The organism is Rhodanobacter sp. Col0626 (assembly GCF_049994385.1).
Classification (GTDB): domain Bacteria; phylum Pseudomonadota; class Gammaproteobacteria; order Xanthomonadales; family Rhodanobacteraceae; genus Rhodanobacter.
Genome location: NZ_CP188260.1, coordinates 1,864,755 through 1,883,786, shown reverse-complemented (window position 1 = coordinate 1,883,786; position 19,032 = coordinate 1,864,755). Strand labels below are relative to the sequence as shown.

Annotated in this window: 18 protein-coding genes; 5 read left to right on the top strand and 13 right to left on the bottom strand. The window is 62.8% G+C overall.

The window, feature by feature from the left end:
• Positions 1–68: 68 nt before the first annotated feature.
• Both ACPPVV_RS07915 and ACPPVV_RS07910 read right to left on the bottom strand, forming a co-directional pair.
• A complete protein-coding gene (locus ACPPVV_RS07915) occupies positions 69–1,187 on the bottom strand; it encodes an OmpA family protein (protein ID WP_426702910.1) in 1,119 nt (372 codons plus the stop codon).
• Between the two features lie 337 nt (positions 1,188–1,524).
• Positions 1,525–2,976, bottom strand: coding sequence for a bifunctional 2-methylcitrate dehydratase/aconitate hydratase (locus ACPPVV_RS07910; protein WP_426702909.1), 1,452 nt, complete (start codon positions 2,974–2,976; stop codon positions 1,525–1,527).
• 274 nt (positions 2,977–3,250) lie between these two features.
• Here ACPPVV_RS07910 and ACPPVV_RS07905 point away from each other — a divergent pair, with 274 nt between their 5' ends.
• On the top strand, positions 3,251–3,937 hold the full coding sequence (locus ACPPVV_RS07905; RefSeq protein WP_426702908.1) for a TerC family protein: 687 nt from the start codon (positions 3,251–3,253) through the stop codon (positions 3,935–3,937).
• 13 nt (positions 3,938–3,950) lie between these two features.
• Here the strand turns inward: ACPPVV_RS07905 and ACPPVV_RS07900 are convergent, their stop codons facing one another.
• On the bottom strand, positions 3,951–5,183 hold the full coding sequence (locus ACPPVV_RS07900) for an acetate kinase (RefSeq protein ID WP_426702907.1): 1,233 nt from the start codon (positions 5,181–5,183) through the stop codon (positions 3,951–3,953).
• On the opposite strand from ACPPVV_RS07900, the gene ACPPVV_RS07895 reads away from it, so the two are divergent.
• Positions 5,182–5,400, top strand: a complete 219-nt coding sequence (locus tag ACPPVV_RS07895) for a hypothetical protein (protein ID WP_426702906.1) — start codon at positions 5,182–5,184, stop codon at positions 5,398–5,400. The genes ACPPVV_RS07900 and ACPPVV_RS07895 overlap by 2 nt on opposite strands.
• Here ACPPVV_RS07895 and ACPPVV_RS07890 read toward each other — a convergent pair.
• From ACPPVV_RS07890 to prpB, 6 genes are all read right to left on the bottom strand, one after another.
• Positions 5,397–5,927, bottom strand: a complete 531-nt coding sequence (locus ACPPVV_RS07890; RefSeq protein ID WP_426702905.1) for a hypothetical protein — start codon at positions 5,925–5,927, stop codon at positions 5,397–5,399. The two genes, ACPPVV_RS07895 and ACPPVV_RS07890, sit on opposite strands and share 4 nt — an antisense overlap.
• 8 nt (positions 5,928–5,935) lie before the next feature.
• Positions 5,936–6,625, bottom strand: a complete 690-nt coding sequence (locus tag ACPPVV_RS07885) for a C39 family peptidase (protein WP_426702904.1) — start codon at positions 6,623–6,625, stop codon at positions 5,936–5,938.
• Complete coding sequence (locus ACPPVV_RS07880; RefSeq protein WP_426702903.1) at positions 6,622–6,870, bottom strand: hypothetical protein; 249 nt, start codon at positions 6,868–6,870, stop codon at positions 6,622–6,624. Before ACPPVV_RS07880 ends, ACPPVV_RS07885 begins: the two co-directional genes overlap by 4 nt.
• Before the next feature lie 254 nt (positions 6,871–7,124).
• Positions 7,125–8,063, bottom strand: a complete 939-nt coding sequence (locus ACPPVV_RS07875; protein WP_426702902.1) for a hypothetical protein — start codon at positions 8,061–8,063, stop codon at positions 7,125–7,127.
• A gap of 401 nt (positions 8,064–8,464) precedes the next feature.
• Positions 8,465–9,610: a bifunctional 2-methylcitrate synthase/citrate synthase gene (gene prpC / locus ACPPVV_RS07870; RefSeq protein ID WP_426702901.1), complete on the bottom strand. Its 1,146-nt coding sequence runs from the start codon at positions 9,608–9,610 to the stop codon at positions 8,465–8,467.
• A gap of 144 nt (positions 9,611–9,754) precedes the next feature.
• The gene (gene prpB, locus ACPPVV_RS07865) at positions 9,755–10,639 is read right to left on the bottom strand and encodes a methylisocitrate lyase (protein WP_426702900.1); all 885 of its coding nucleotides are present in this window, start codon (positions 10,637–10,639) and stop codon (positions 9,755–9,757) included.
• 163 nt (positions 10,640–10,802) lie between these two features.
• Here prpB and ACPPVV_RS07860 point away from each other — a divergent pair, with 163 nt between their 5' ends.
• The 3 genes from ACPPVV_RS07860 (at position 10,803) to ahpF (ending at position 14,561) form a co-directional block, all read left to right on the top strand.
• Entirely contained in the window at positions 10,803–12,119 is a 1,317-nt protein-coding gene (locus tag ACPPVV_RS07860) for a dicarboxylate/amino acid:cation symporter (RefSeq protein ID WP_426702899.1), read from the top strand.
• A gap of 147 nt (positions 12,120–12,266) precedes the next feature.
• Positions 12,267–12,830 carry an alkyl hydroperoxide reductase subunit C gene (gene ahpC / locus ACPPVV_RS07855; protein WP_426702898.1) on the top strand — a complete coding sequence of 188 codons (564 nt, stop codon included), beginning with the start codon at positions 12,267–12,269 and terminating at the stop codon, positions 12,828–12,830.
• 132 nt (positions 12,831–12,962) lie between these two features.
• Positions 12,963–14,561 (top strand): alkyl hydroperoxide reductase subunit F, encoded by a 1,599-nt coding sequence (gene ahpF / locus ACPPVV_RS07850; RefSeq protein WP_426702897.1) that lies wholly within the window; start codon positions 12,963–12,965, stop codon positions 14,559–14,561.
• A gap of 67 nt (positions 14,562–14,628) precedes the next feature.
• On the opposite strand, the gene ACPPVV_RS07845 is transcribed toward ahpF, so the two are convergent.
• From ACPPVV_RS07845 to ACPPVV_RS07830, 4 genes are all read right to left on the bottom strand, one after another.
• On the bottom strand, positions 14,629–14,970 hold the full coding sequence (locus ACPPVV_RS07845; RefSeq protein ID WP_426702896.1) for a hypothetical protein: 342 nt from the start codon (positions 14,968–14,970) through the stop codon (positions 14,629–14,631).
• Between the two features lie 92 nt (positions 14,971–15,062).
• Positions 15,063–16,559: an OprO/OprP family phosphate-selective porin gene (locus tag ACPPVV_RS07840; protein ID WP_426702895.1), complete on the bottom strand. Its 1,497-nt coding sequence runs from the start codon at positions 16,557–16,559 to the stop codon at positions 15,063–15,065.
• A 38-nt stretch (positions 16,560–16,597) separates the two neighbouring features.
• Entirely contained in the window at positions 16,598–17,632 is a 1,035-nt protein-coding gene (locus tag ACPPVV_RS07835; RefSeq protein ID WP_426702894.1) for an alpha/beta hydrolase, read from the bottom strand.
• Positions 17,629–18,969 (bottom strand): dicarboxylate/amino acid:cation symporter, encoded by a 1,341-nt coding sequence (locus ACPPVV_RS07830; protein WP_426702893.1) that lies wholly within the window; start codon positions 18,967–18,969, stop codon positions 17,629–17,631. Before ACPPVV_RS07830 ends, ACPPVV_RS07835 begins: the two co-directional genes overlap by 4 nt.
• Between the last annotated feature and the right edge of the window lie 63 nt (positions 18,970–19,032).

Genomic DNA, 19,032 nt, shown 5'->3' with positions numbered 1-19,032 from the left:
CATTCCGATGAACCAAAAAAAACCCGGCCGAAGCCGGGTTTTCTTATTACTGCGTTACCGCGGTTCGATTACTGCTGAACCTGCAGCTCCGTACGACGGTTCTGCGCACGACCGGAGTCGGTAGCATTGTCGCCAATCGGATCGTTCTCACCGTGGCCGATCGGGCCTTCCAGACGGCTGGCGTCGATGCCATGAGCGGTCAGGAAGTTATAGACGATCGACGCGCGACGCTCGGACAGGCTCTGGTTGTACACGTCGGTACCCTTCGAGTCGGTGTAACCGGCAACCGTCACGTGCACCTGCGGGTAACGCTGCAGGGTATCGACAGCCTGGTTCAGCACGGCGATCGAATCGGCGCTCGGCTCGGCCAGCGACTTCGAGATGTCGGTCTCACCCTTCTTCGGGCGATCGAACTTGAAGTTCACGCCGCGCAGGTCGATGACGACCTTCTGCGGGCAACCGTCCGGACCAACGATCGTGCCGGCAGCGGTGCCCGGGCACTTGTCGTCGCAATCGTTCACGCCATCGCCATCGGCGTCCATGGTCGAGCAATCAGCCGGCGGCGGCGGAGCAACGGCCGGGGCCGGAGCCGCTGCCGGAGCGCCGAAGCGCGAGACGATGCTGAAGCCCAGGAACCAGTCACCGTAGCCATCTTCCGCCGGCTGGGTCTTGTTGTCCCAGTCATAACGGTAGCCGCCTTCGATGCGGATGTCGGAGCTATCGGTGATCGTCTTGGAAACACCGCCGCCCAACTCAGCAGCCGGCGACCAGCCCGAATCGCCACGCGAATGATGGTTGCTGCCCATGACGCCGGCCAGCAGGTATGGACGCCATGCGTTCCAGTCACCCGCATAGAAGCGCACGGCGGCGCCCACGGAGTTGTTGGCCCACTTGCCGCCGAAATCGTTATCACGCGAGGTGCGGTCGACAAACAGGTCGATCGACATGTTCGGCGAGAAGAAGCGACCTACGCCCAACCCGTAATAGATCTGACGGCTGTTGGTGTTGCGATCGGTGTCGTTGTAATAGCCGCCAACGGTCGGTGCGATATACCAGCGACCGTCATAGGTCGAAGTGGCCATATCGGTCGTTGCGGTATCGGCGGGAGCAGTGGTGTCCTGCGCATGAACGGCACCTACGCCGCCCAGGGCCAGCGCGATCAGAAAATACAAGCCCTTACGTTTCATCAGGTGTCTCCTCATTTATTAGGTTATCGCGTCCGTTCAACCCCAACCGGAAGTCGCGCGTCAGAACTGAACTACGTCATTCAGAGCTTTTATAGCCCCTGCTTGGCGTTTTCTGCAGCAAGCGGCGGGGAGTGTAGCAAAATCGTTAAGTGGGTGGGACTTTAACACTAATACAACTAAATCCTGGTGAGACTTCGTTCAGGAAGATGGGGAAGTTGCAGATCCGATCGCTCCACTAACATGCAGCCTCCCCAAGTGTCCACCAATCCGCAAAAAGCGGGTTAACAGCCACACAAATCGCTTCCATTCGCGACTTAATGTTCCACTCACGTCGTCTTTACAACGTGAAGAGCGCCAGGAAGTGATGTAATGGCATGGCGTCGAGTTCGGCTGGATGCTTCGTCGCCGCCAGGATCGCCTTGACCTGGTGCGCCGGCAAATGATCAGCCATGGCCGCCTCGAACTTCTTCAGCAATACCGGAATGCCCTCAGCCCGACGCTTGCGATGGCCGATCGGATAATCGATCGAAACCTTCTCGGTGCTGCTGCCGTCCTTGAAGAAAACCTGCACCGAATTGCCGATATACCGCTTGGCGGGGTCGAAGTAGTCTCGCGTGAACTGCGGATTCTCGACCACCTTCATCTTGTCGCGCAATGCGTCGATACGCGGATCGGCCGCCACGCCATCGTTGTAATCACCAGCCACCAGGCGGCCGAAGATCAGCGGCACGGCCACCATGTACTGGATGCAATGATCGCGATCGGCGTAATTCGCCAGCGGACCGGTCTTGTCGATGATGCGGCAGCCCGCTTCCTGCGTCTCGATCACGATCTTCTCGACCTGGTCGAGCTTGCCGGCAACCTCGCCGTGCAGCTGCATGGCGCATTCCACTGCGGTTTGCGCGTGGAACTCGGCCGGGTAGCTGATCTTGAATAGAACGTTCTCCATCACATAGCTGCCGAACGGACGTTCGAACTCGAACGGCTTGCCCTTGAACGCCACGTCGTAGAAGCCCCAAGTTTTCGCGCTCAGTGCCGACGGATAACCAACCACACCGCGATACACCGCATTGATCGCATGGGTGACCGCACGACGGCAGGCGTCGCCGGCAGCCCAGCTCTTGCGCGGGCCGGTGTTCGGTGCGTGGCGATAGGTGCGAAGCGCTCCATTGTCGATCCAGCTGTGCGACACCGCGGTGGTGATCTGCTCCTTGTCGCCCCCCAGCATCGCGGTAGCCACCGCGGTGGAGGCCAGTCGCACCAGGATCACGTGGTCCTGCCCGACCCGGTTGAAGCTGTTCAGCAGTGCGTAGCAACCCTGGATTTCATGGGCCTTGATGGCGTAACCGAGCACGTCACGCACGGTCAGCGGCTGGCCACCTTCGCGCTCTGCCTTGCGGCTGAGGTAATCACCCACCGCAAGGATGCTGCCGAGGTTGTCCGACGGATGGCCCCATTCGGCGGCAAGCCAGGTGTCGTTGAAATCGAGCCAGCGGATCTGCGTGCCAATGGCGAATGCTGCCTGCACCGGATCCAGCTCGTGGCTGGTGCCTGGCACGCGTGCGCCGCCCGGCAACGTGGCACCGGGCACCAGTGGGCCGAGATGTTTCACGCATTCCGGAAACTTCATCGCCAGCATCGCAGTGCCGAGCGAGTCGAGCAGCATGTAGCGCGCGGTGTCATAAGCCTCCTGCGAGTCGATCGTGTAATCGACGACGTAATCGGCGATGTCGACCAGCGGCTGGTCGGGATCGGGACGAACGGCAGAACGGATATCAGGCGCACTCATGCGGAATCTCGCGGCAGGGAAACGGACATTTTAACTGACTGGCGTCGAAAACGTTGCTTGACCGGGGCCACGCCGACTCCGACAATCCGGTAACACATCCCAAAAGGGAGTAGTTCCCGACGCAGGCTTGCCTGTTTCGGTGTGGTGATCGTCAACACGAGCGACGCTTCGCTCCGGTCATCTCGGCAGCCGTGCTGCGAACAAGACTTTTGTGGTGGACACGGGCCGCGCGCGTTCGTGCTCACTGCATTGTCCGACGCGCACGGAAACCCGCATGGAACTCCTCAGCAGCGACTTCATCTCCGGCCTGTTGGCCATCATCCTGCTCGACCTCGTGCTGGCTGGCGACAACGCCATCGTCATCGCGATGGCCGCCAGCCGCCTGCCCCCGTCACTGCAAAAGAAGGCGGTCTTCTGGGGTACCTTCGGCGCGGTTGCGGTCCGCTTCGCACTCACCGCCGTGGTCGTCTATCTGCTCAAGTTGCCGGGACTGATGCTGGCTGGTGGCCTGTTGTTGTTGCCTATCGCCTGGAAGCTGCTGCGTCATGACGCCGATGATGATCCCGAGATCAGCGCGGCCCATACGTTCTGGCGCGCGCTGCGCACGATCATGGTCGCCGATGCCCTGATGGGCCTGGACAACGTATTGGCGATTGCGGGCGCCTCGAAAGGCCACTTGGGGTTGGTCATCATCGGCCTGTTGATCAGCGTGCCATTGGTGGTGTGGGGATCGACGCTGATTTTGAAGTTGATCGGTCGGTTCCCGATCATCATGTACGTCGGCGCGGGCGCCATCGCCTTCACTGCCGGGCGGATGATCACGCATGAGCCCTGGCTGGATAGCTGGTTCGACGCACATCGCTGGTCGAAATACGCGCTGGAAATCCTGCTCGTCATCGCCGTCTGCGGTGGCGGCTGGCTGATGCAGGTACGAAACAATCGCAAGCGATCGGTTCGCTGAATCCGCCATCGCGTCAGTACATCGTCGGTACCCTGACCGTCACCGTGACATCGGGAGTATCACGTGTCGCGCCGACGCCGAGCGCGAAATTCAGGGTGCGTTTCTCGTTCAGACGATAGGAGCCGCCGATCAGCAATGTACCGAGCACCGACTTCGCCGAGCCCGCGACGGTCTTGTTGTTCTGCTTGGTGATGCCGATGAAGCTCTGGTCGTAACCCAGGCTGATCGACGCCTTGTCGTTGAGCGCGAAGCCCATGCCGAGACTGACATCGACGACATCGCCAACCGATACCTTGCCCAGGTATTCCTTGCCGGCCAGCAACACGTTGCGGCTGACGCCACGCCGCGGAAAGTTGTGCAGGTAACTCAGGTTGCCGAAGAAGACCACCGGGTCGGACGGGTACAACCAGGTCAGGCCCGGCTGCAACGAGTAGAACCCCGAGCCGGTCGGAACCTCCAGCGGCAGCCCGGTGCCGGTCGCGTTTTGCACGCAGCGAGTGACGCAGTCGGTCACCACCTCGAACGGGTCGGTGCCGGTACGTGACTTGAAGCGCAGCCAGCCGATGTAATACGGCCGGTCCGCACCGCCATCGTTGATCTGGTAGCGCGCCGTGGCTTCCACGTCACCCAGGCCATGGCCGCTGCTGGTGAACACGTTGTCCTGGGCACTGCCGGTGAATATCTCGCGACTGACCGTATCCGTGTGGTTGTACAGATAGGGCACGCGCAGTTCCAGCTCCAGCCGGTTGGTGAGGCCGTAGCGCATCGCCAGGGCCGCGGTATGCGTGGTCGTCTTGACCTCGCGCGCGTCGATAAGCCCGATCAGGATCGCGGGAATCACCGTGTATCCGATGAGGCTCACCCGATTGGCGGATGAATAACCAAACTGATAGGAGGGCTCCACCACCAGCTTGCCACGTGGCGTCAGTACGCCCGGCTGCTCGAAGATGGGTGCGACGGCGGGCGGGCCCGTATCACGCTCCGGCGCCTGCCCGACCGGCTGATCGGGCGTCTGTCCCGCCGACTGCGCTCCCGCCCCCGGCATGGGCAATGCGCTGGCTGTCGCATTGCCGGCTTTCACGTTGCCGGCACGTTGTCGATCGAGCGTGTCGAGACCGACGGCGTGCCGCAACGCACGATAGTCGTTCTCCTGCGCCGCGAGCGCGTGCTTCATGGCCTCGATCTGTGCGGACTGGGCCTCGATCTGGCTGCGCATCGCATCGATACGCTCGCCCTGCTCGGTCATGCTTTTCCTGATCGCGACGGATAGCGCGCCGGGGTTCCCCACGGGCGTGCCCGATGGTGGCGCGTTCTGTGCGCTGGCCATGCCACCGAGCAACAGCAACCCTGCGCAACCGGTCGAACAACTCCTTTGCCATGATTTGCAGGCCATCACGTTTCCTGGTGAAGTGAACATGGCTCAAGCAGTGCAGTTGGCGATCCGCTGCATCGCTCCCTTCTAATGGCCCAACGAGTTGATCAGGCCCGCCTGCAAGCTGCGCTGCAGATTGAGGCTGTCGAACGTACCGAGGTTGTTCACGGCGGCGTTGATGGTGGTCAGGCTCTGGATGTCCTGATTGTCCAGGCTGTTCTGGATGACCGTCGCTGCCGCTGCATGGTTGAGCGCTGCCGGATCGAACGTATTGCCCGGGCCGTTCCGAATGTTGACGGTACTGGTCGTCGCTGCCAGCGCACTGGCCTGTTCTGCCGTCATCCTTCCGACGTCGGGGATGTTTACGCTGACGCTGGAGGCCAGGTTGCCGTTGATATAGACCGCACGTTCGATCCCGAACGACACCAGCAGTCCGCTGCCAACGTCGAAACCACCGCGCACCGCATCCAGGCGACTGTCGCTGATCGCCCGCCACCCCGTCACCGGAGCTATGGTCGTGCCCGGCATGGAACTTTGCGCCCATGCCACGCCCACCCATGCCATCGACAAACCCATCAGCAGGCAGACTCCGGGACACTTGCTGCAACGGTTCGTCATGGCGATTCTCAGATATCTCCGGGACCGCGCTTGGGCAATGTGATATTGCCCAGACCGGTGCGGTCGACAGCTGAGCTCAACGGCGCCATCGGGGCCGCGCGCCAGTCGTCACTGCTGTTGAAAACGGCGAGCGTGCGTCGGTTGTGGATCACGAAGACCAGATGGTTTTTCCATGCTGCTTCGAATTGCGTCCGTGGCATCGAGCGCGTGCCGCGCGCCGGATCGCCCACCAGCACGCGGCCGTTGCGCAACCCCTTGATCACCACGAAATGGTGGTAGCCCTTCTCGTTGATCAGCACGATGGCGGGCAGGTTTTCCTGATTCAGTTTTTCCAGTGGCACCTGGAAACCATCGGCGTCGAAACCGTTGAGCTGAAGGAAGTGCTTGATGTCGAGCAGCGAAAAACCTTCCTTGTTGATCTTGGACTGATCGCCGTTGGCATACATTTCCTCGAACGCCGTTTCCTCGTTCACCGGATAGCCGTACTGGTATGTCAGCAACGTGGCCACAGCCGCCGAACCACAGCTGAAATCGTATTTCTGCCGGATCGTGTTCCTGAAGCGGGCTTCCTTCAGGCTGGTGAGATGGAAGCGGTAACTGTTGCCCTGCCCGCCCGGTACCGCCACGGTGGCTGCCGCCAGCAAACCCATCGGCAGCAGCACGACGAAGGCAGTCGCCAGCAGCATGGCGCATTTCATGGCTGGAACTGCACGTTGACGATGGTGGCGTTCTGGATCAGCACATTGTTGCCGGTGTTCTGAATCACCATCGGCAAACCTGCAGCGCCGTTGAAGGAGCCGCTGTTGATCGCGTTGGATCCGGTCATCACCTGATCGGCACTGTTGTCGGTCACCGTGCCATTGAGCGTCATCCGCTCGGTGATATCGGTACCGCCACTGAGCCCGGCCAACGCGGCAGGATCCACGCTCTGGCCGATCCCCATGACATATCGCGGTGCCGTCCTGGTGGCTGCGGCGCCATGCGCGGACGCTGGGGGAGCTGCCGCGGAAACATTCCAAGCCATCGCACCAAGCAGCAGCCCGGCGATCCAGCAAAAAGGTCCGACACTACGCATGGCCGTATCTCCATGACAACCGCATGCAGCATGGACGCCGACGCCGATCCAGCGTGGCCGCCGGTGCACCGCGGTCAGAAAGCATCGGGGAGCGCCAGGCGCTCCCCGATGCGGGGTGTCGCTTATTGACCTACGTTCAGATTGGCCTGGACGTTCACGCTCTGCTGGATCAACGATCCGATGCCGCTGTTCTGCGCCATCACGGTCACTCCCGCTGCCGCCGCTGCCGCGCCTGACATGTTGTTGGACATGTCGAACGTGCCGGCATCCACCGAGTTCGATCCACCTGCGCCGCCGGCTCCGCCGGTGCCGGCCGTGGCACTGCCACCCGTGCCGGAAGCACCAGCGCCGCCGGCGCCGCCCATGCCACCCGTACTGTCGGCTGCACCGCTGGCACCACCCGTACCGGTGCCGGCGCCGCTGTCTGCGGTCGCCGCGCCACTGGTACCGGCACCGCCAGCCCAGCTACCGGCACCCGCCGTCGATGTCGCAGTGCTGGATCCACGCGAACGCGAGCGGGAGTTGCCGCTGTCGCCATTGCTGTTGCCGCCGGACGAAGCGCTAAGCGCGCCCGCATCACCGCTGTGCGCCGAACCATCGCCTGCCGCACCGCTGCGTGAGTGGGAGTTTCCGCCGTCTCCGCCGGACCCACCGTTGCCGCCACGACCATTGCCGCCCGTCGCGTCACCGCTGGCCCCGCCTCTTCCACCGTTGGCATTGCCCATGTTGCTGGCCATGTTGCCGATACCGTGAACACGGATGTCGGAAACCGTGCCATCAAGCCGGCTTATGGCCACCGCCTTGCTGGTGTTGAAGGCGTCGCTGACTGACGACGTCGCCATTGCACCGTTGTTGGCGGCCGCGGTGCCGAATCCATCGGAGTTGACCGCGCCACTGTTGTTGCGGTCATCGCCGCTGTTTGTCCTGGTGTGCTGACTGGAGTTGGTGTTGGTATGTTGACTCGAATTGGTGTTGCCGTTGTTGAAGTTGCGATCTGCCATGGCCGGGAGAGCGAGTCCCAGGCCGAGCACCACTGCTGTTGCGAGAAGAGTCTTGCGCATGTTTGTTCTCCTGGAACGACGCGGGACCCCCTGTTTGCCTTGCTTTTGCAGCAAGCGGATGAAGCAACATGTGCGCCATCCCATGAGAACTCGCGGCGGAAAACATATTTATCCGTTCAATCAAAAGCTTGGATGAACCTTCGCGCAACGCGGGCTTGCTTGTTCATACCATCGGAAAACGCGACTGGCTCATCCGCGTTACAGGCGCAAATCCGCGCATGACAGTTCAAACCCGCATGGCACCAAGCGATCGGCATTGGCGAACACGTGGACGAAATGCCGTTACACGATGTAACAAGATCGATACAGCAGCGGATCGCAGCGCGAGCGACGAAACAAACAGCCGCCCACAACGAAACAGGGAGCCGCGCGGCTCCCTGTTTCGTTGTGGCGGATTTGCTTCAGCGCTTGTCGATCGGAACGTAAGCCTGGTCTTCCGGGCCGGTGTAGTTCGCGCTGGGGCGGATGATCTTGCCGTCCTCGCGTTGCTCGATCACGTGGGCGCTCCAGCCGGAGGTGCGCGCGATCACGAACAGTGGCGTGAACATCGCGGTGGGCACGCCCATCATGTGGTACGCGCTGGCCGAGAACCAGTCGAGGTTCGGGAACATCTTCTTGACCTCGCCCATCACCTTTTCGATGCGCTCGGAGATATCGAACAGGATCGGATTGCCACCGTCGGTGCACAACTTTCGCGAGACTTCCTTGATGATCTCGTTGCGCGGGTCGGACACGGTGTAAACCGGATGACCGAAGCCGATGATGATTTCCTTGCGCTCGACGCGGGCGCGGATGTCGGCCTCGGCATCGTTGGCACTGCGATAGCGTGCAATGATTTCCATCGCCACTTCGTTGGCACCGCCGTGCTTCGGGCCGCGCAGCGCGCCGATTGCGCCGGTGAGTGCCGAGTACATGTCCGAACCGGTGCCAGCGATGACGCGGGCAGCGAAGGTCGAGGCATTGAACTCATGCTCGGCGTACAGCACCAGCGACTTGTCCAGCGCCTGCGCGTGCAGGTCGCTCGGCTTTTTTCCATGCAGCAGGTGCAGGAAGTGTGCGGCGATCGATTCGTCGTCGGTTTCGGTCTCGATGCGCTTGCCGTTGTGGCTGAAGTGGTACCAGTACAGCAGCATCGAGCCGAAGCTGGCCATCAGTCGGTCGGCGATGTCACGCGCACCGGTGACGTTGTGATCGTCCTTCTCCGGCAACACGGTGCCCAGCACCGAGCAGCCGGTACGCAGCACGTCCATCGGGTGGGTGGCGGCTGGCAGCAATTCCATCGCCGCCTTGACCGGCGCCGGCAGCCCGCGCAGGCGCTTCAGGCGCGAGCGGTAGTTGTTCAGCTCGGTCCAGTTCGGCAGCACGCCGTGCACGAGCAGGTAGGCCACTTCCTCGAAGCAGCCTTTGGCGGCCAGGTCGTGGATGTCGTAGCCGCGGTAATGCAGATCGTTGCCGCTGCGACCGACGGTGCACAGTGCGGTGTTGCCCGCGGCCACGCCGGACAGGGCGACGGATTTCTTGGCCTTGGGAAGGACTTGCTCGCTCATGGGAAATCTCCAGGGTGCAGGTTTGGTGCTCTTTACTGTGTGCTTAGGAGCTCGCTCGCGAGCGATGCTCTTGTTCTGATGCATGTCGGAGTAAAAGCATCGCCCGCAAGCGGGCTCCTACGACGACGATGAAGGTGATGATGGTCAGTCCTTCTTCGAGAACAATGCGTCGAGCTTGTCCTCATAGGCGTGATAGCCGAGAAAGTCATACAACTCTTCGCGCGTCTGCAAGGTATCGATGAGGCCTTTCTGGGTACCTTCGCGGCGCACGGTTTCGTAGAAGTTCAGTGCCGCCTTGTTCATCGCGCGATACGCGCCGCAGCAATACAAGGCGATGTCCACGCCAGCGTCGCGCAGTTCGTCGGTGGTAAAGAACGGAGTGGAGCCGAATTCGGTGAGGTTGGCCAGGATCGGCACCTTCACCGCGGCCTTGAATTTGCGGTAATCCGCCAGCGTATTCATCGCCTCGGGAAAAATCATGTCGGCGCCGGCCTCGACATAGGCGCAGGCGCGCTCGATTGCCGAGTCGATGCCTTCCACGGCGGCCGCGTCGGTGCGTGCCATGATCACGAAGCCCGCGTCGGTGCGCGCGTCGACCGCCGACTTCACGCGATCGACCATTTCGTCTTTCGGCACGACTTCCTTGCCCGGACGGTGACCGCAGCGTTTCTGGCCGACCTGGTCTTCCATGTGTACCGCGGCCACGCCAATGCGCTCGAACGAGCGGATCGTGCGTGCAATGTTGAATGCCCCGCCCCAGCCGGTATCGATGTCGACCATGAGTGGCAGACCGGTGGCGTCCACGATGCGACGTGCGTCGGTGAGCACGTCTTCCATGGTGCTGATGCCCAGGTCCGGCACACCCAGCGAGTTGGCGGCCACGCCGCCGCCGGACAGGTAGAGCGCCTTGTAGCCGACGCGTCGTGCCATCAATCCCGCGTAGGCCGTGATCGCGCCCATGACTTGCAGCGGCTGTTCGGCGTCGAGCTCGGCGCGAAAACGCGCGCCGGGAGATACGGGCTGTGTCATGTCGCCTCCGTCAAAGCGACCATTTTAGCTCACCGCGGCACCTTGCCGGGATGTGGGCCTTCCGCCATGCGTACCAGGGTCCGAAAGTGGCGGTCAGCCGGCTCCCCGGCGCTACGCAAGTTCCTGCGTGACGAATCCTCCGCAGCCCCGTACATTCAACCGAATGAGTACATCGACCCCTCTCGCAAAACGCATTCTCTGGGGCCTGGTGATCGGCGTGGTTGCCGCGGTGATCACCTTGGGCGTCGGCCGCCTGCATCCCGCCACGCTGAGCACGATGCAGGAAATCTCCAGCGCGGTGTTCGATCCGTTCGGGCAGATTTTCCTGCGCATGCTGTTTTTCGTGGTGATCCCGCTGGTCTTCACCTCGCTCGCTTCGGGTGTGGCCCAGCTGGGTCGGCTGAACCGGCTCGGTCCACTGGCCGGCCGTACGTTCGGATTGTTTGCCGCCAACATGCTCATCGCGGTGGCGATCGGGCTGTTGATGATGAATACGGTGCAGCCTGGTCATCATCTGGATGGGCAGGCCCGCACCCAACTGATGCAGGAATACGGCAGCAGGGCGCAGCAGTCGATCGAGCGGGAGGCGTCCCAGCCGGGCATGAGTTTTGCGACGCTGGTGGAGATGTTCATGCCACGCAACCTGCTAGGTGCCGTGGCTGGCCCTAGCCGGGACGCGCTCGGTGACGTATTGCCGCTGATCCTGTTCGCCATCCTGATCGGCGCGGCCGCCACCCAGCTTGGCGAAAGGCAGCGCAAGCGGGTACAGGCGGCACTGGACACGATTACCGAGCTGATGACCCGCATCGTCGGCTTCGCCCTGCGACTGGCGCCATACGCGGTGCCGGCGATGATCTACAGCGTGATCGTCAAGGTCGGCCTGGATGTACTGCTGGCACTGTCGGTGTTCGTAGCGGGCTGCACCATCGCGCTGGCGCTGCACCTGTTCGGAACCATGTCGCTGTGGCTGCGGTTCCTCGCTGGCCGTTCGCCGCTGCCCTATTTCCGGCAAATCAGGCCACTGCTGATCACCGCGTTCTCGACCAGCTCCAGCAGCGCCTGCCTGCCGGCGTCACTGGCCGTGGCGCACGACGACCTGAAACTTTCGCCAAGCACGGCGGGTTTCGTGCTGCCACTGGGCGCGACGATGAACATGAGCGGCACCGCGTTGTTCGAGGGCTGCGTGGTGTTGTTCGTGGCACAGGCCTTCGGCGTGGAACTGGCGCTGGGGCAGCAGGCCGTTCTGATGCTGTTGTCGGTGCTGAGCGCGGTCGCCGTCGCCGGCATACCTGGCGGCTCGCTGCCGATGATCGCCGGCCTGCTCGCAACGTTCGGCATCCCGCCGGAGGGCATCGGCATCATCATCGGTGTCGATCGCATTCTGGACATGATGCGCACGACGGTGAACGTGGGCAGCGACATCGTTACCGCCACGGTGGTGGACCAACAGTTGCGCAGTCGCTTCGCGACCACGGCGTAACGTCGCCGCGGCAGGAGGCAGGCAACCTGTCGGCACCTCGCATCGATAGATTCGGCCAATCGCGTCGATGACAACAATCAATTAGATTGATCGACCAGAAAACTTTACTATTTGTTGTGTCTTTCAACCACCACGGGAGTAGTACCGATGTCCCTGATCAACACCGAAATCAAGCCGTTCAAGGCTCAGGCCCTCAAGAATGGCAAGTTCATCGAAGTCAGCGATGCTGACCTGAAGGGCAAATGGTCTGTCGTGTTCTTCTATCCGGCCGACTTCACCTTCGTCTGCCCGACAGAGCTCGAGGATCTGGCCGACAACTATGCCGAGTTCCAGAAGCTGGGCGTCGAGATCTACTCGGTCTCCACCGATACCCATTTTGCGCACAAGGCCTGGCACGACACCTCGGACGCGGTGAAGAAGATCAACTACACCATGATCGGCGACCCGACCCACCTGATCTCGCGCAACTTCGATGTGCTGATTGAAGCCGACGGCATCGCCGATCGCGGTACTTTCGTGATCGACCCGGCCGGCAAGATCCAGATCGTCGAGCTCAACGCCGGCGGTATCGGCCGCGACGCATCCGAGCTGCTGCGCAAGGTCAAGGCGGCCCAGTACGTCGCCGCCCATCCGAACGAGGTCTGCCCGGCCAAGTGGAAGGAAGGCGAGAAGACCTTGGCGCCGTCGCTGGACCTGGTTGGCAAGATCTGATTCATCCTGCGCGGAAGCGCCATGGACCCGGAGTCCTTCCGGGTCCGATTTATCGAAACATAGTGCAACGTCGACGCCCGGGTCCGCCCGGGTGCTCGTCACGCTCATCCCGAACAAACCACGGAGTCCGTCATGTTGGATGCCAATCTCAATACCCAGTTGAAGGCCTATCTCGAAAAGGTCACCCAGCCGATCGAGATCGTTGCGTCCCTGGATGACAGCGCCAAGTCCGTTGAGCTGAACGAACTGCTGGAGGAAATCGCCTCCCTGTCCGACTGGATCACCCTGGTTCGTGCTGACGACGACGAGCGCAAACCCTCGTTTGCGATCAACCGCGTCGGCACCGACATCAGCGTGCGCTTCGCCGGCATTCCGCTGGGTCATGAATTCACCTCGCTCGTACTCGCCCTGCTGCAGGTCGGCGGACATCCGTCCAAGACCAGCGCAGACGTGATCGAGCAGGTTCGCAATCTCGACGGCGACTATCGCTTCGAGACCTATTTTTCGCTGTCCTGCCAGAACTGTCCCGACGTGGTGCAGGCGCTGAACCTGATGAGCGTGCTCAACCCGCGCATCCAGCATGTCGCCATCGATGGGGCGCTGTACCAGGACGAGGTCGAGGCACGCCAGGTGATGTCGGTGCCCACCGTCTATCTCAACGGCGAGGTGTTCGACCAGGGCCGCATGAGCCTGGAACAGATCCTGGCGAAGATCGACACCGGCAGCAGCGCCCGCGAAGCCGAGAAGATCAAGACCAAGGACGCGTTCGATGTGCTCATCGTCGGTGGCGGCCCGGCCGGCGCGGCGGCGGCGATCTATGCCGCGCGCAAGGGCATCCGCACCGGCGTGGCGGCCGAGCGTTTCGGCGGCCAGGTGCTGGACACCATGGGTATCGAGAACTTCATCTCGGTCACCTACACCGAGGGTCCGAAGATGGCCGCGGCGCTGGAACAGCACGTGCACGAATACGACGTGGACGTGATGAACCTGCAGCGCGCCGAGAAGCTGGTGCCGGCCAGCGACGCTACCGGCGGTCTGGTCGAGGTCCAACTGGCCAACGGTGCCACGCTGAAGTCGAAAACCGTGATCCTCTCCACCGGCGCACGCTGGCGACAGATGGGCGTGCCCGGCGAAAACGAATACCGCAACAAGGGCGTGGCGTATTGCCCGCACTGCGACGGCCCGCTGTTCAAGGGCAAACGCGTGGCAGTGATCGGCGGCGGCAACTCCGGCGTCGAGGCGGCGATCGACCTGGCCGGCATCGTGGCCCACGTCACCCTGATCGAATTCGACGACAAACTGCGCGCCGACGAAGTCCTGCAACGCAAGCTGCGCAGCTTGGCGAATGTCGACATCATCGTCAGCGCACTGAGCACCGAAGTGCTCGGTGACGGCCAGAAGGTCAGCGCCCTGGTTTACAGGGACCGCACCAACGACCAGATGCACACACTGGAGCTGGAAGGCATCTTCGTGCAGATCGGCTTGCTGCCGAATACCGAATGGCTGAAAGGTGCGCTGGAGTTGTCACCACGCGGCGAAATCGTCATCAACGATCGCGGCCAGACCTCCCTGCCCGGCGTCTTCGCCGCCGGCGACGCCACCACGGTGCCGTACAAGCAAATCGTGATCGCGATGGGCGCCGGCTCCACCGCCGCGCTTAGCGCATTCGATCATCTGATCCGAAGCCCGCTTCCGATCGCGGAGACGGAAAACGAAGCGGTCGCCGCTTGACGCATCGGCAAGAACAAACGGGACGGCACACTCGCCGTCCCGTTTTCAAACCTGGCCGCAGCAGGAACTACAGACAGGAAATCGCCTCTTCGCGATACCGCGAGTTGTAGTTCTTTTTCATATTCTGACGCTCGTACATCGTCACTTGGGCGCCCTTGCCATCCGACGTCACATCGAGCAATTCATGCGCACCTTCTTTGTCGGTGGCAGATACGTGGCCTTCCTCGCCCTTGCTCGATCCTGCAGCGGCGGGCGACAGCGCCGCCCACTTCGCCCGCGCGCACTCCACGTAGCTGGCCACGTTCTTGTCGGTGTGGCTGCTCAGGTTTGGGTTTTCATCGCGCAGACCGTGCGTGCCGCCGCAGGCGGACAGGACGGTGCATACGCCGATCAGAACCAGTCGCTTCATGTCATTACTTCCCAACCATCGAAGAGCCTGATTCTACCGAACTGGCGGTCGCAAGCGCAGGGCAGCGGTGATGCACGTTCCTGCGATCCAGTTCAGAACACCACCTGCGCCCGCACGCCCAGCGAGTTGCCCCAGTCCGGCCCCTGGTAGCTGCCGACCTGGTTGTCGGTATACCAGCGGACGTAATTGACCATCAGCCGCGACCAGTCGTTGAGGTACCAGTTCAGGCCCAGCGTGTAGCTGATGCCCTTGCCGCCACGCGGCGCATTGGTGAAATCGTAATGGTCGACCCTACAGGCCAACTCGAAAGCGCCCCAGCCACCGGAGGTCACCGGATCGTTCACGTGCACACCCTGCCAGTTGCCGCCGTGGCTGGAGAACCCGGGTTTCTCACCGGTGATCATCCAGCCGGCCGCCAGCGAGGAGCCATGCCGCGACACCGCCTCGGTGCTGCTGGAATCGATCGTGCGCTTGGCGTACTCGCTCATCACCCAGATATTGCGGTAGACGCCGCCCAGCTCATAGCCGACGCCATGGTCCTGCGTCGGATCGGCGATGGAACTGGCCGACACGGCAAGATTGCCGTTGTAGTCCAGCGCGATCGCCGGCGTGTTGTTGATGCTGGTGACGCCGTTGCTGATCTTCTCGTAGTAGTACCAGGCGCCGACGTGCATGAACCCATCGCCACCCTTGATCGGATTCCAGTGCGCGCGCGTCAGGTAGGCGATGGAGTCGGTGTCGCTGCCGGTAGTCGATGCGGCCGGCGAGTTGCCGCTCACCGAAAGGCTGTAGTGCCAGGACGGACCGAAGATCTTCCACTCCCCGCCCAGGCCGAAATAGCTGTTCACCGGCTCGCCCACCGTGGCTGCTGCGTTGCGCAGCATGAACGGCGTGGTCACGCCCTCGCTGGAGCCTTCCGTACCGATGTCCTTGAGGAAGCTGCCCAGGTAGAACTTGCTGGGCAGCCCGAACGTTCGCGCAGCGTAGGACAGGTAGGCCTCCTTCAGCGAGGACTTGTTGCCGGCGAAATCCACCTCGAAGTGGTAGCCGAGCTTGCCCATCGCGCCTTCCGCACCCAGCCGCACGGAATTGAATTGCGAGCCAGTGATGTTGCGTTCGTCGTAATCGGAGCCGCGGGTGCCGGCGAAGTCCATCACCAGGCGGGCGTCCGGCTTGAAGGTGAAGAAGCCATCGTCGCTGCTGAAGGTCGGACCAGCCTTGTGGCCCTTGCCCCAACGCGTAGTGACGCCACTGCCCCCGCGGCTGCCGCCATCGGCGAGCCGTGCCTGGGTCAGCGCCTGTTCGTCGGCACGGGTATCGGCCACCGCCGCCTGCACGGCCTCGCCGTTCTCGACGGCCTGGCGCTGCAGCGGCGAGGTCGCGGCCACCGCGGCGGCACCCGACTGTGACTCGTGCGCCTCCACAACACCGAGCCGCTGCTTCAGCGCCTTGATCTCGGTGGCCTGCTGCCTGACCAGCTTGAGCAGTTCGGCATTGGACACGGACTCGGCGGCGCGGCCCGGCACGGCGATGGTCAACAACAGGGCGCCCAGCACGGCGGTCGGCAGGATGCGTGGATTGGAAGTCATGCGTCGGTTCCCCGGGAATGCGGAAGGTGGTCGATCGATCAGTTGTCGTCGGTGTCGCCGTCATCGGCGGCCGCGCGGTTCTTCACCGCCGGCGTCTCCTGCGGCGATACGGCGAACGGCGAGGCGGACGCGGCAGCCGGCATGAAGCCGTGGCTGCGTGCCCAGGTGGCGAACAGCCGCGGCCACGCCGCTACCAGGGTGCCCGGCTTGCCCAGCCCCCAGCCATGGCCGCCGGTCTCGAACTCATGCAGTTCGGCGGGCACATGCTGCTTGAGCAGCGCGGCGAACAGTGACAACCCGGTATCGACATTGACGATCGGGTCGTCCACCGCGTCGGTGACGAAGGTCGGTGGCGTGTCGTGGCCTACATGCAGCTGGATCGTGTACGCCGTCGCCGCATCCGGTTGCGCGGACAGCTCGCGTACCGAACGGGTGGTGGCATATGGCGCCTGCAAGGTGCTGACCGGATAGATCAGGCCGGCGAAGTCAGGTCGCGCCGACTGCTGGTCGGCCGCATCCACCGGCGCGTAGAAGGGATGTGCGAAACGCGTCGCCACGATGCCGGCCAGGTTGCCACCGGCGGAAAAGCCGATCACGCCGATCCGTTTCGGATCGATGCCCAGCTCGCCAGCCTTTGCGCGCAGGATGCGCATCGCGCGCTGGCCGTCCTGGAACGGTGCGGCCGGTGTCCAGCCCTCGCCCGGCAGGCGGTAGTACAACACCACCGGCGTCACACCCAGAGCCGCCAGCCAGCGCGCCGTGGGCATCACTTCGTGGCCGATGCCGATACGGAAATAACCGCCGCCACCGATCAGCAACACCGCGGTGCCGTTGGGCCGGGCCGGTTTGTAGATCTCGATGCGCGGCCGGCTGATGTTGGACACGGCGCCCACGCCGGTGCCGCTCTGGCCCATCCGCTCCGCACCGCGCGGGCCACTGCCGCCGCCCGGCGGCGTGCCCGGCCATAGCGCGATCGTCTGCGCCGGCGCGACATCGTTGGCGATGGCGGGCGTCATCGCGACGGCACAGAACAGCCCGGCCAGCGCGGCAAGGAAAACACTGCAACGACTCATCGTGTCTCTCCCGATTGGATCATGGTCCGGCGCGGCTTGACGATCGCAGCTAGGTGCGGGCGATGCAGCGCCTCGTCCAGCGCCTCGCGATCGAGTGCGCCTTCCCAGCGTGCCACCACCACGGTAGCGACCGCGTTGCCGATGAAATTGGTAAGCGAGCGGCATTCGCTCATGAAACGATCCACGCCCAGGATCAGCGCCATGCCGGCCACCGGTACGGTTGGTACCACGGTGAGCGTAGCCGCCAGCGTGATGAAGCCCGCGCCGGTCACGCCAGCCGCGCCTTTCGAGCTGATCATCGCCACGGCCAGCAGGGCGATTTCCTGGCCCAGCGTGAGATCGATGCCAGTCGCCTGGGCGATGAACAGCGCCGCCAGCGTCATGTAGATATTGGTGCCGTCGAGGTTGAACGAGTATCCGGCCGGCACCACCAGGCCGACGATCGACTTGCGGCAGCCGGCCAGTTCCATCTTCTCCATCAGCGAGGGCAGCGCCGCCTCGGACGAGGACGTACCCAGCACCAGCAGCAGCTCGGCCTTCAGATAACGGATCAACTTCACCACCGAGAATCCGTTGAAGCGGGCCACCGCGCCCAGCACCACCAGCACGAACAAGGCCGAGGCCAGATAGAAGGTGAACACCAGCATCGCCAGGTTGGTCAGCGAGCCGATACCGTACTTGCCGATAGTGAAGGCGATCGCACCAAACGCACCGATCGGCGCCGCCTTCATCAGCAGATGCACGAGCTTGAAGATCGGTGCCGCCAGCGCGGCGAAAGAGTTCGTCACCGGCGCCGCCGCCTCACCGACCATCGCCAGCGATATACCGAACAGCACCGCGAAGAACAGCACCTGCAGGATGTTTCCCGAGGCAAACGCGCCGATCACCGTCGACGGAATGATGTCCATCAAGAAGCCGGTCAGCGTGAGCGAATGCGCCTTGCTGGCATAGCCCTGCACGCTGGCGGCATCCAGCGAGGCAGGATCGATATTGAGCCCGCTCCCCGGATGCATCAGGTGCGCCACCAGCAGGCCGACCACCAGCGCCAGCGTCGACATGACCAGAAAATACGCCATCGCCTTGGCCATCACCCGACCGACCGTGCGCAAGTTGCTCATGCCGGCGATACCGTTGACCACGGTGAGAAAGATCACCGGCGCGATGATCATCTTCACCAGCTTGATGAAGGCATCGCCCAGCGGCTTGAGCTGCTCACCGGTATGTGGCCAGAAGTGGCCCACGATGGCGCCCAGCACGATCGCGACAAGCACCTGCACGTACAGCTGGCGATAAATCGGCAGACGCTTCGGCGAAGACGTGACGGTGGTGATGTGCATCAGTACCCCTTGAAGCGGACGACGGGAACGGTCGCGTGGCGGATTGGCCGAATCCAGTTGTAG

What these genes read in the sequence shown, in the direction of transcription:
- ACPPVV_RS07840 (WP_426702895.1), bottom strand. Translation starts at nt 16,559, where the DNA reads ATGACTTCCAATCCACGCATCCTGCCGACCGCCGTGCTGGGCGCCCTG.
- ACPPVV_RS07915 (WP_426702910.1), bottom strand. Translation starts at nt 1,187, where the DNA reads ATGAAACGTAAGGGCTTGTATTTTCTGATCGCGCTGGCCCTGGGCGGC.
- ACPPVV_RS07875 (WP_426702902.1), bottom strand. Translation starts at nt 8,063, where the DNA reads ATGCGCAAGACTCTTCTCGCAACAGCAGTGGTGCTCGGCCTGGGACTC.
- ACPPVV_RS07845 (WP_426702896.1), bottom strand. Translation starts at nt 14,970, where the DNA reads ATGAAGCGACTGGTTCTGATCGGCGTATGCACCGTCCTGTCCGCCTGC.
- ACPPVV_RS07885 (WP_426702904.1), bottom strand. Translation starts at nt 6,625, where the DNA reads ATGAAATGCGCCATGCTGCTGGCGACTGCCTTCGTCGTGCTGCTGCCG.
- ACPPVV_RS07905 (WP_426702908.1), top strand. Translation starts at nt 3,251, where the DNA reads ATGGAACTCCTCAGCAGCGACTTCATCTCCGGCCTGTTGGCCATCATC.
- prpB (WP_426702900.1), bottom strand. Translation starts at nt 10,639, where the DNA reads ATGACACAGCCCGTATCTCCCGGCGCGCGTTTTCGCGCCGAGCTCGAC.
- ACPPVV_RS07890 (WP_426702905.1), bottom strand. Translation starts at nt 5,927, where the DNA reads ATGACGAACCGTTGCAGCAAGTGTCCCGGAGTCTGCCTGCTGATGGGT.
- ACPPVV_RS07895 (WP_426702906.1), top strand. Translation starts at nt 5,182, where the DNA reads ATGCTTTTCCTGATCGCGACGGATAGCGCGCCGGGGTTCCCCACGGGC.
- ACPPVV_RS07900 (WP_426702907.1), bottom strand. Translation starts at nt 5,183, where the DNA reads ATGACCGAGCAGGGCGAGCGTATCGATGCGATGCGCAGCCAGATCGAG.
- ACPPVV_RS07880 (WP_426702903.1), bottom strand. Translation starts at nt 6,870, where the DNA reads ATGGGGATCGGCCAGAGCGTGGATCCTGCCGCGTTGGCCGGGCTCAGT.
- ACPPVV_RS07835 (WP_426702894.1), bottom strand. Translation starts at nt 17,632, where the DNA reads ATGAGTCGTTGCAGTGTTTTCCTTGCCGCGCTGGCCGGGCTGTTCTGT.
- ACPPVV_RS07910 (WP_426702909.1), bottom strand. Translation starts at nt 2,976, where the DNA reads ATGAGTGCGCCTGATATCCGTTCTGCCGTTCGTCCCGATCCCGACCAG.
- ACPPVV_RS07860 (WP_426702899.1), top strand. Translation starts at nt 10,803, where the DNA reads ATGAGTACATCGACCCCTCTCGCAAAACGCATTCTCTGGGGCCTGGTG.
- ACPPVV_RS07830 (WP_426702893.1), bottom strand. Translation starts at nt 18,969, where the DNA reads ATGCACATCACCACCGTCACGTCTTCGCCGAAGCGTCTGCCGATTTAT.
- ahpC (WP_426702898.1), top strand. Translation starts at nt 12,267, where the DNA reads ATGTCCCTGATCAACACCGAAATCAAGCCGTTCAAGGCTCAGGCCCTC.
- prpC (WP_426702901.1), bottom strand. Translation starts at nt 9,610, where the DNA reads ATGAGCGAGCAAGTCCTTCCCAAGGCCAAGAAATCCGTCGCCCTGTCC.
- ahpF (WP_426702897.1), top strand. Translation starts at nt 12,963, where the DNA reads ATGTTGGATGCCAATCTCAATACCCAGTTGAAGGCCTATCTCGAAAAG.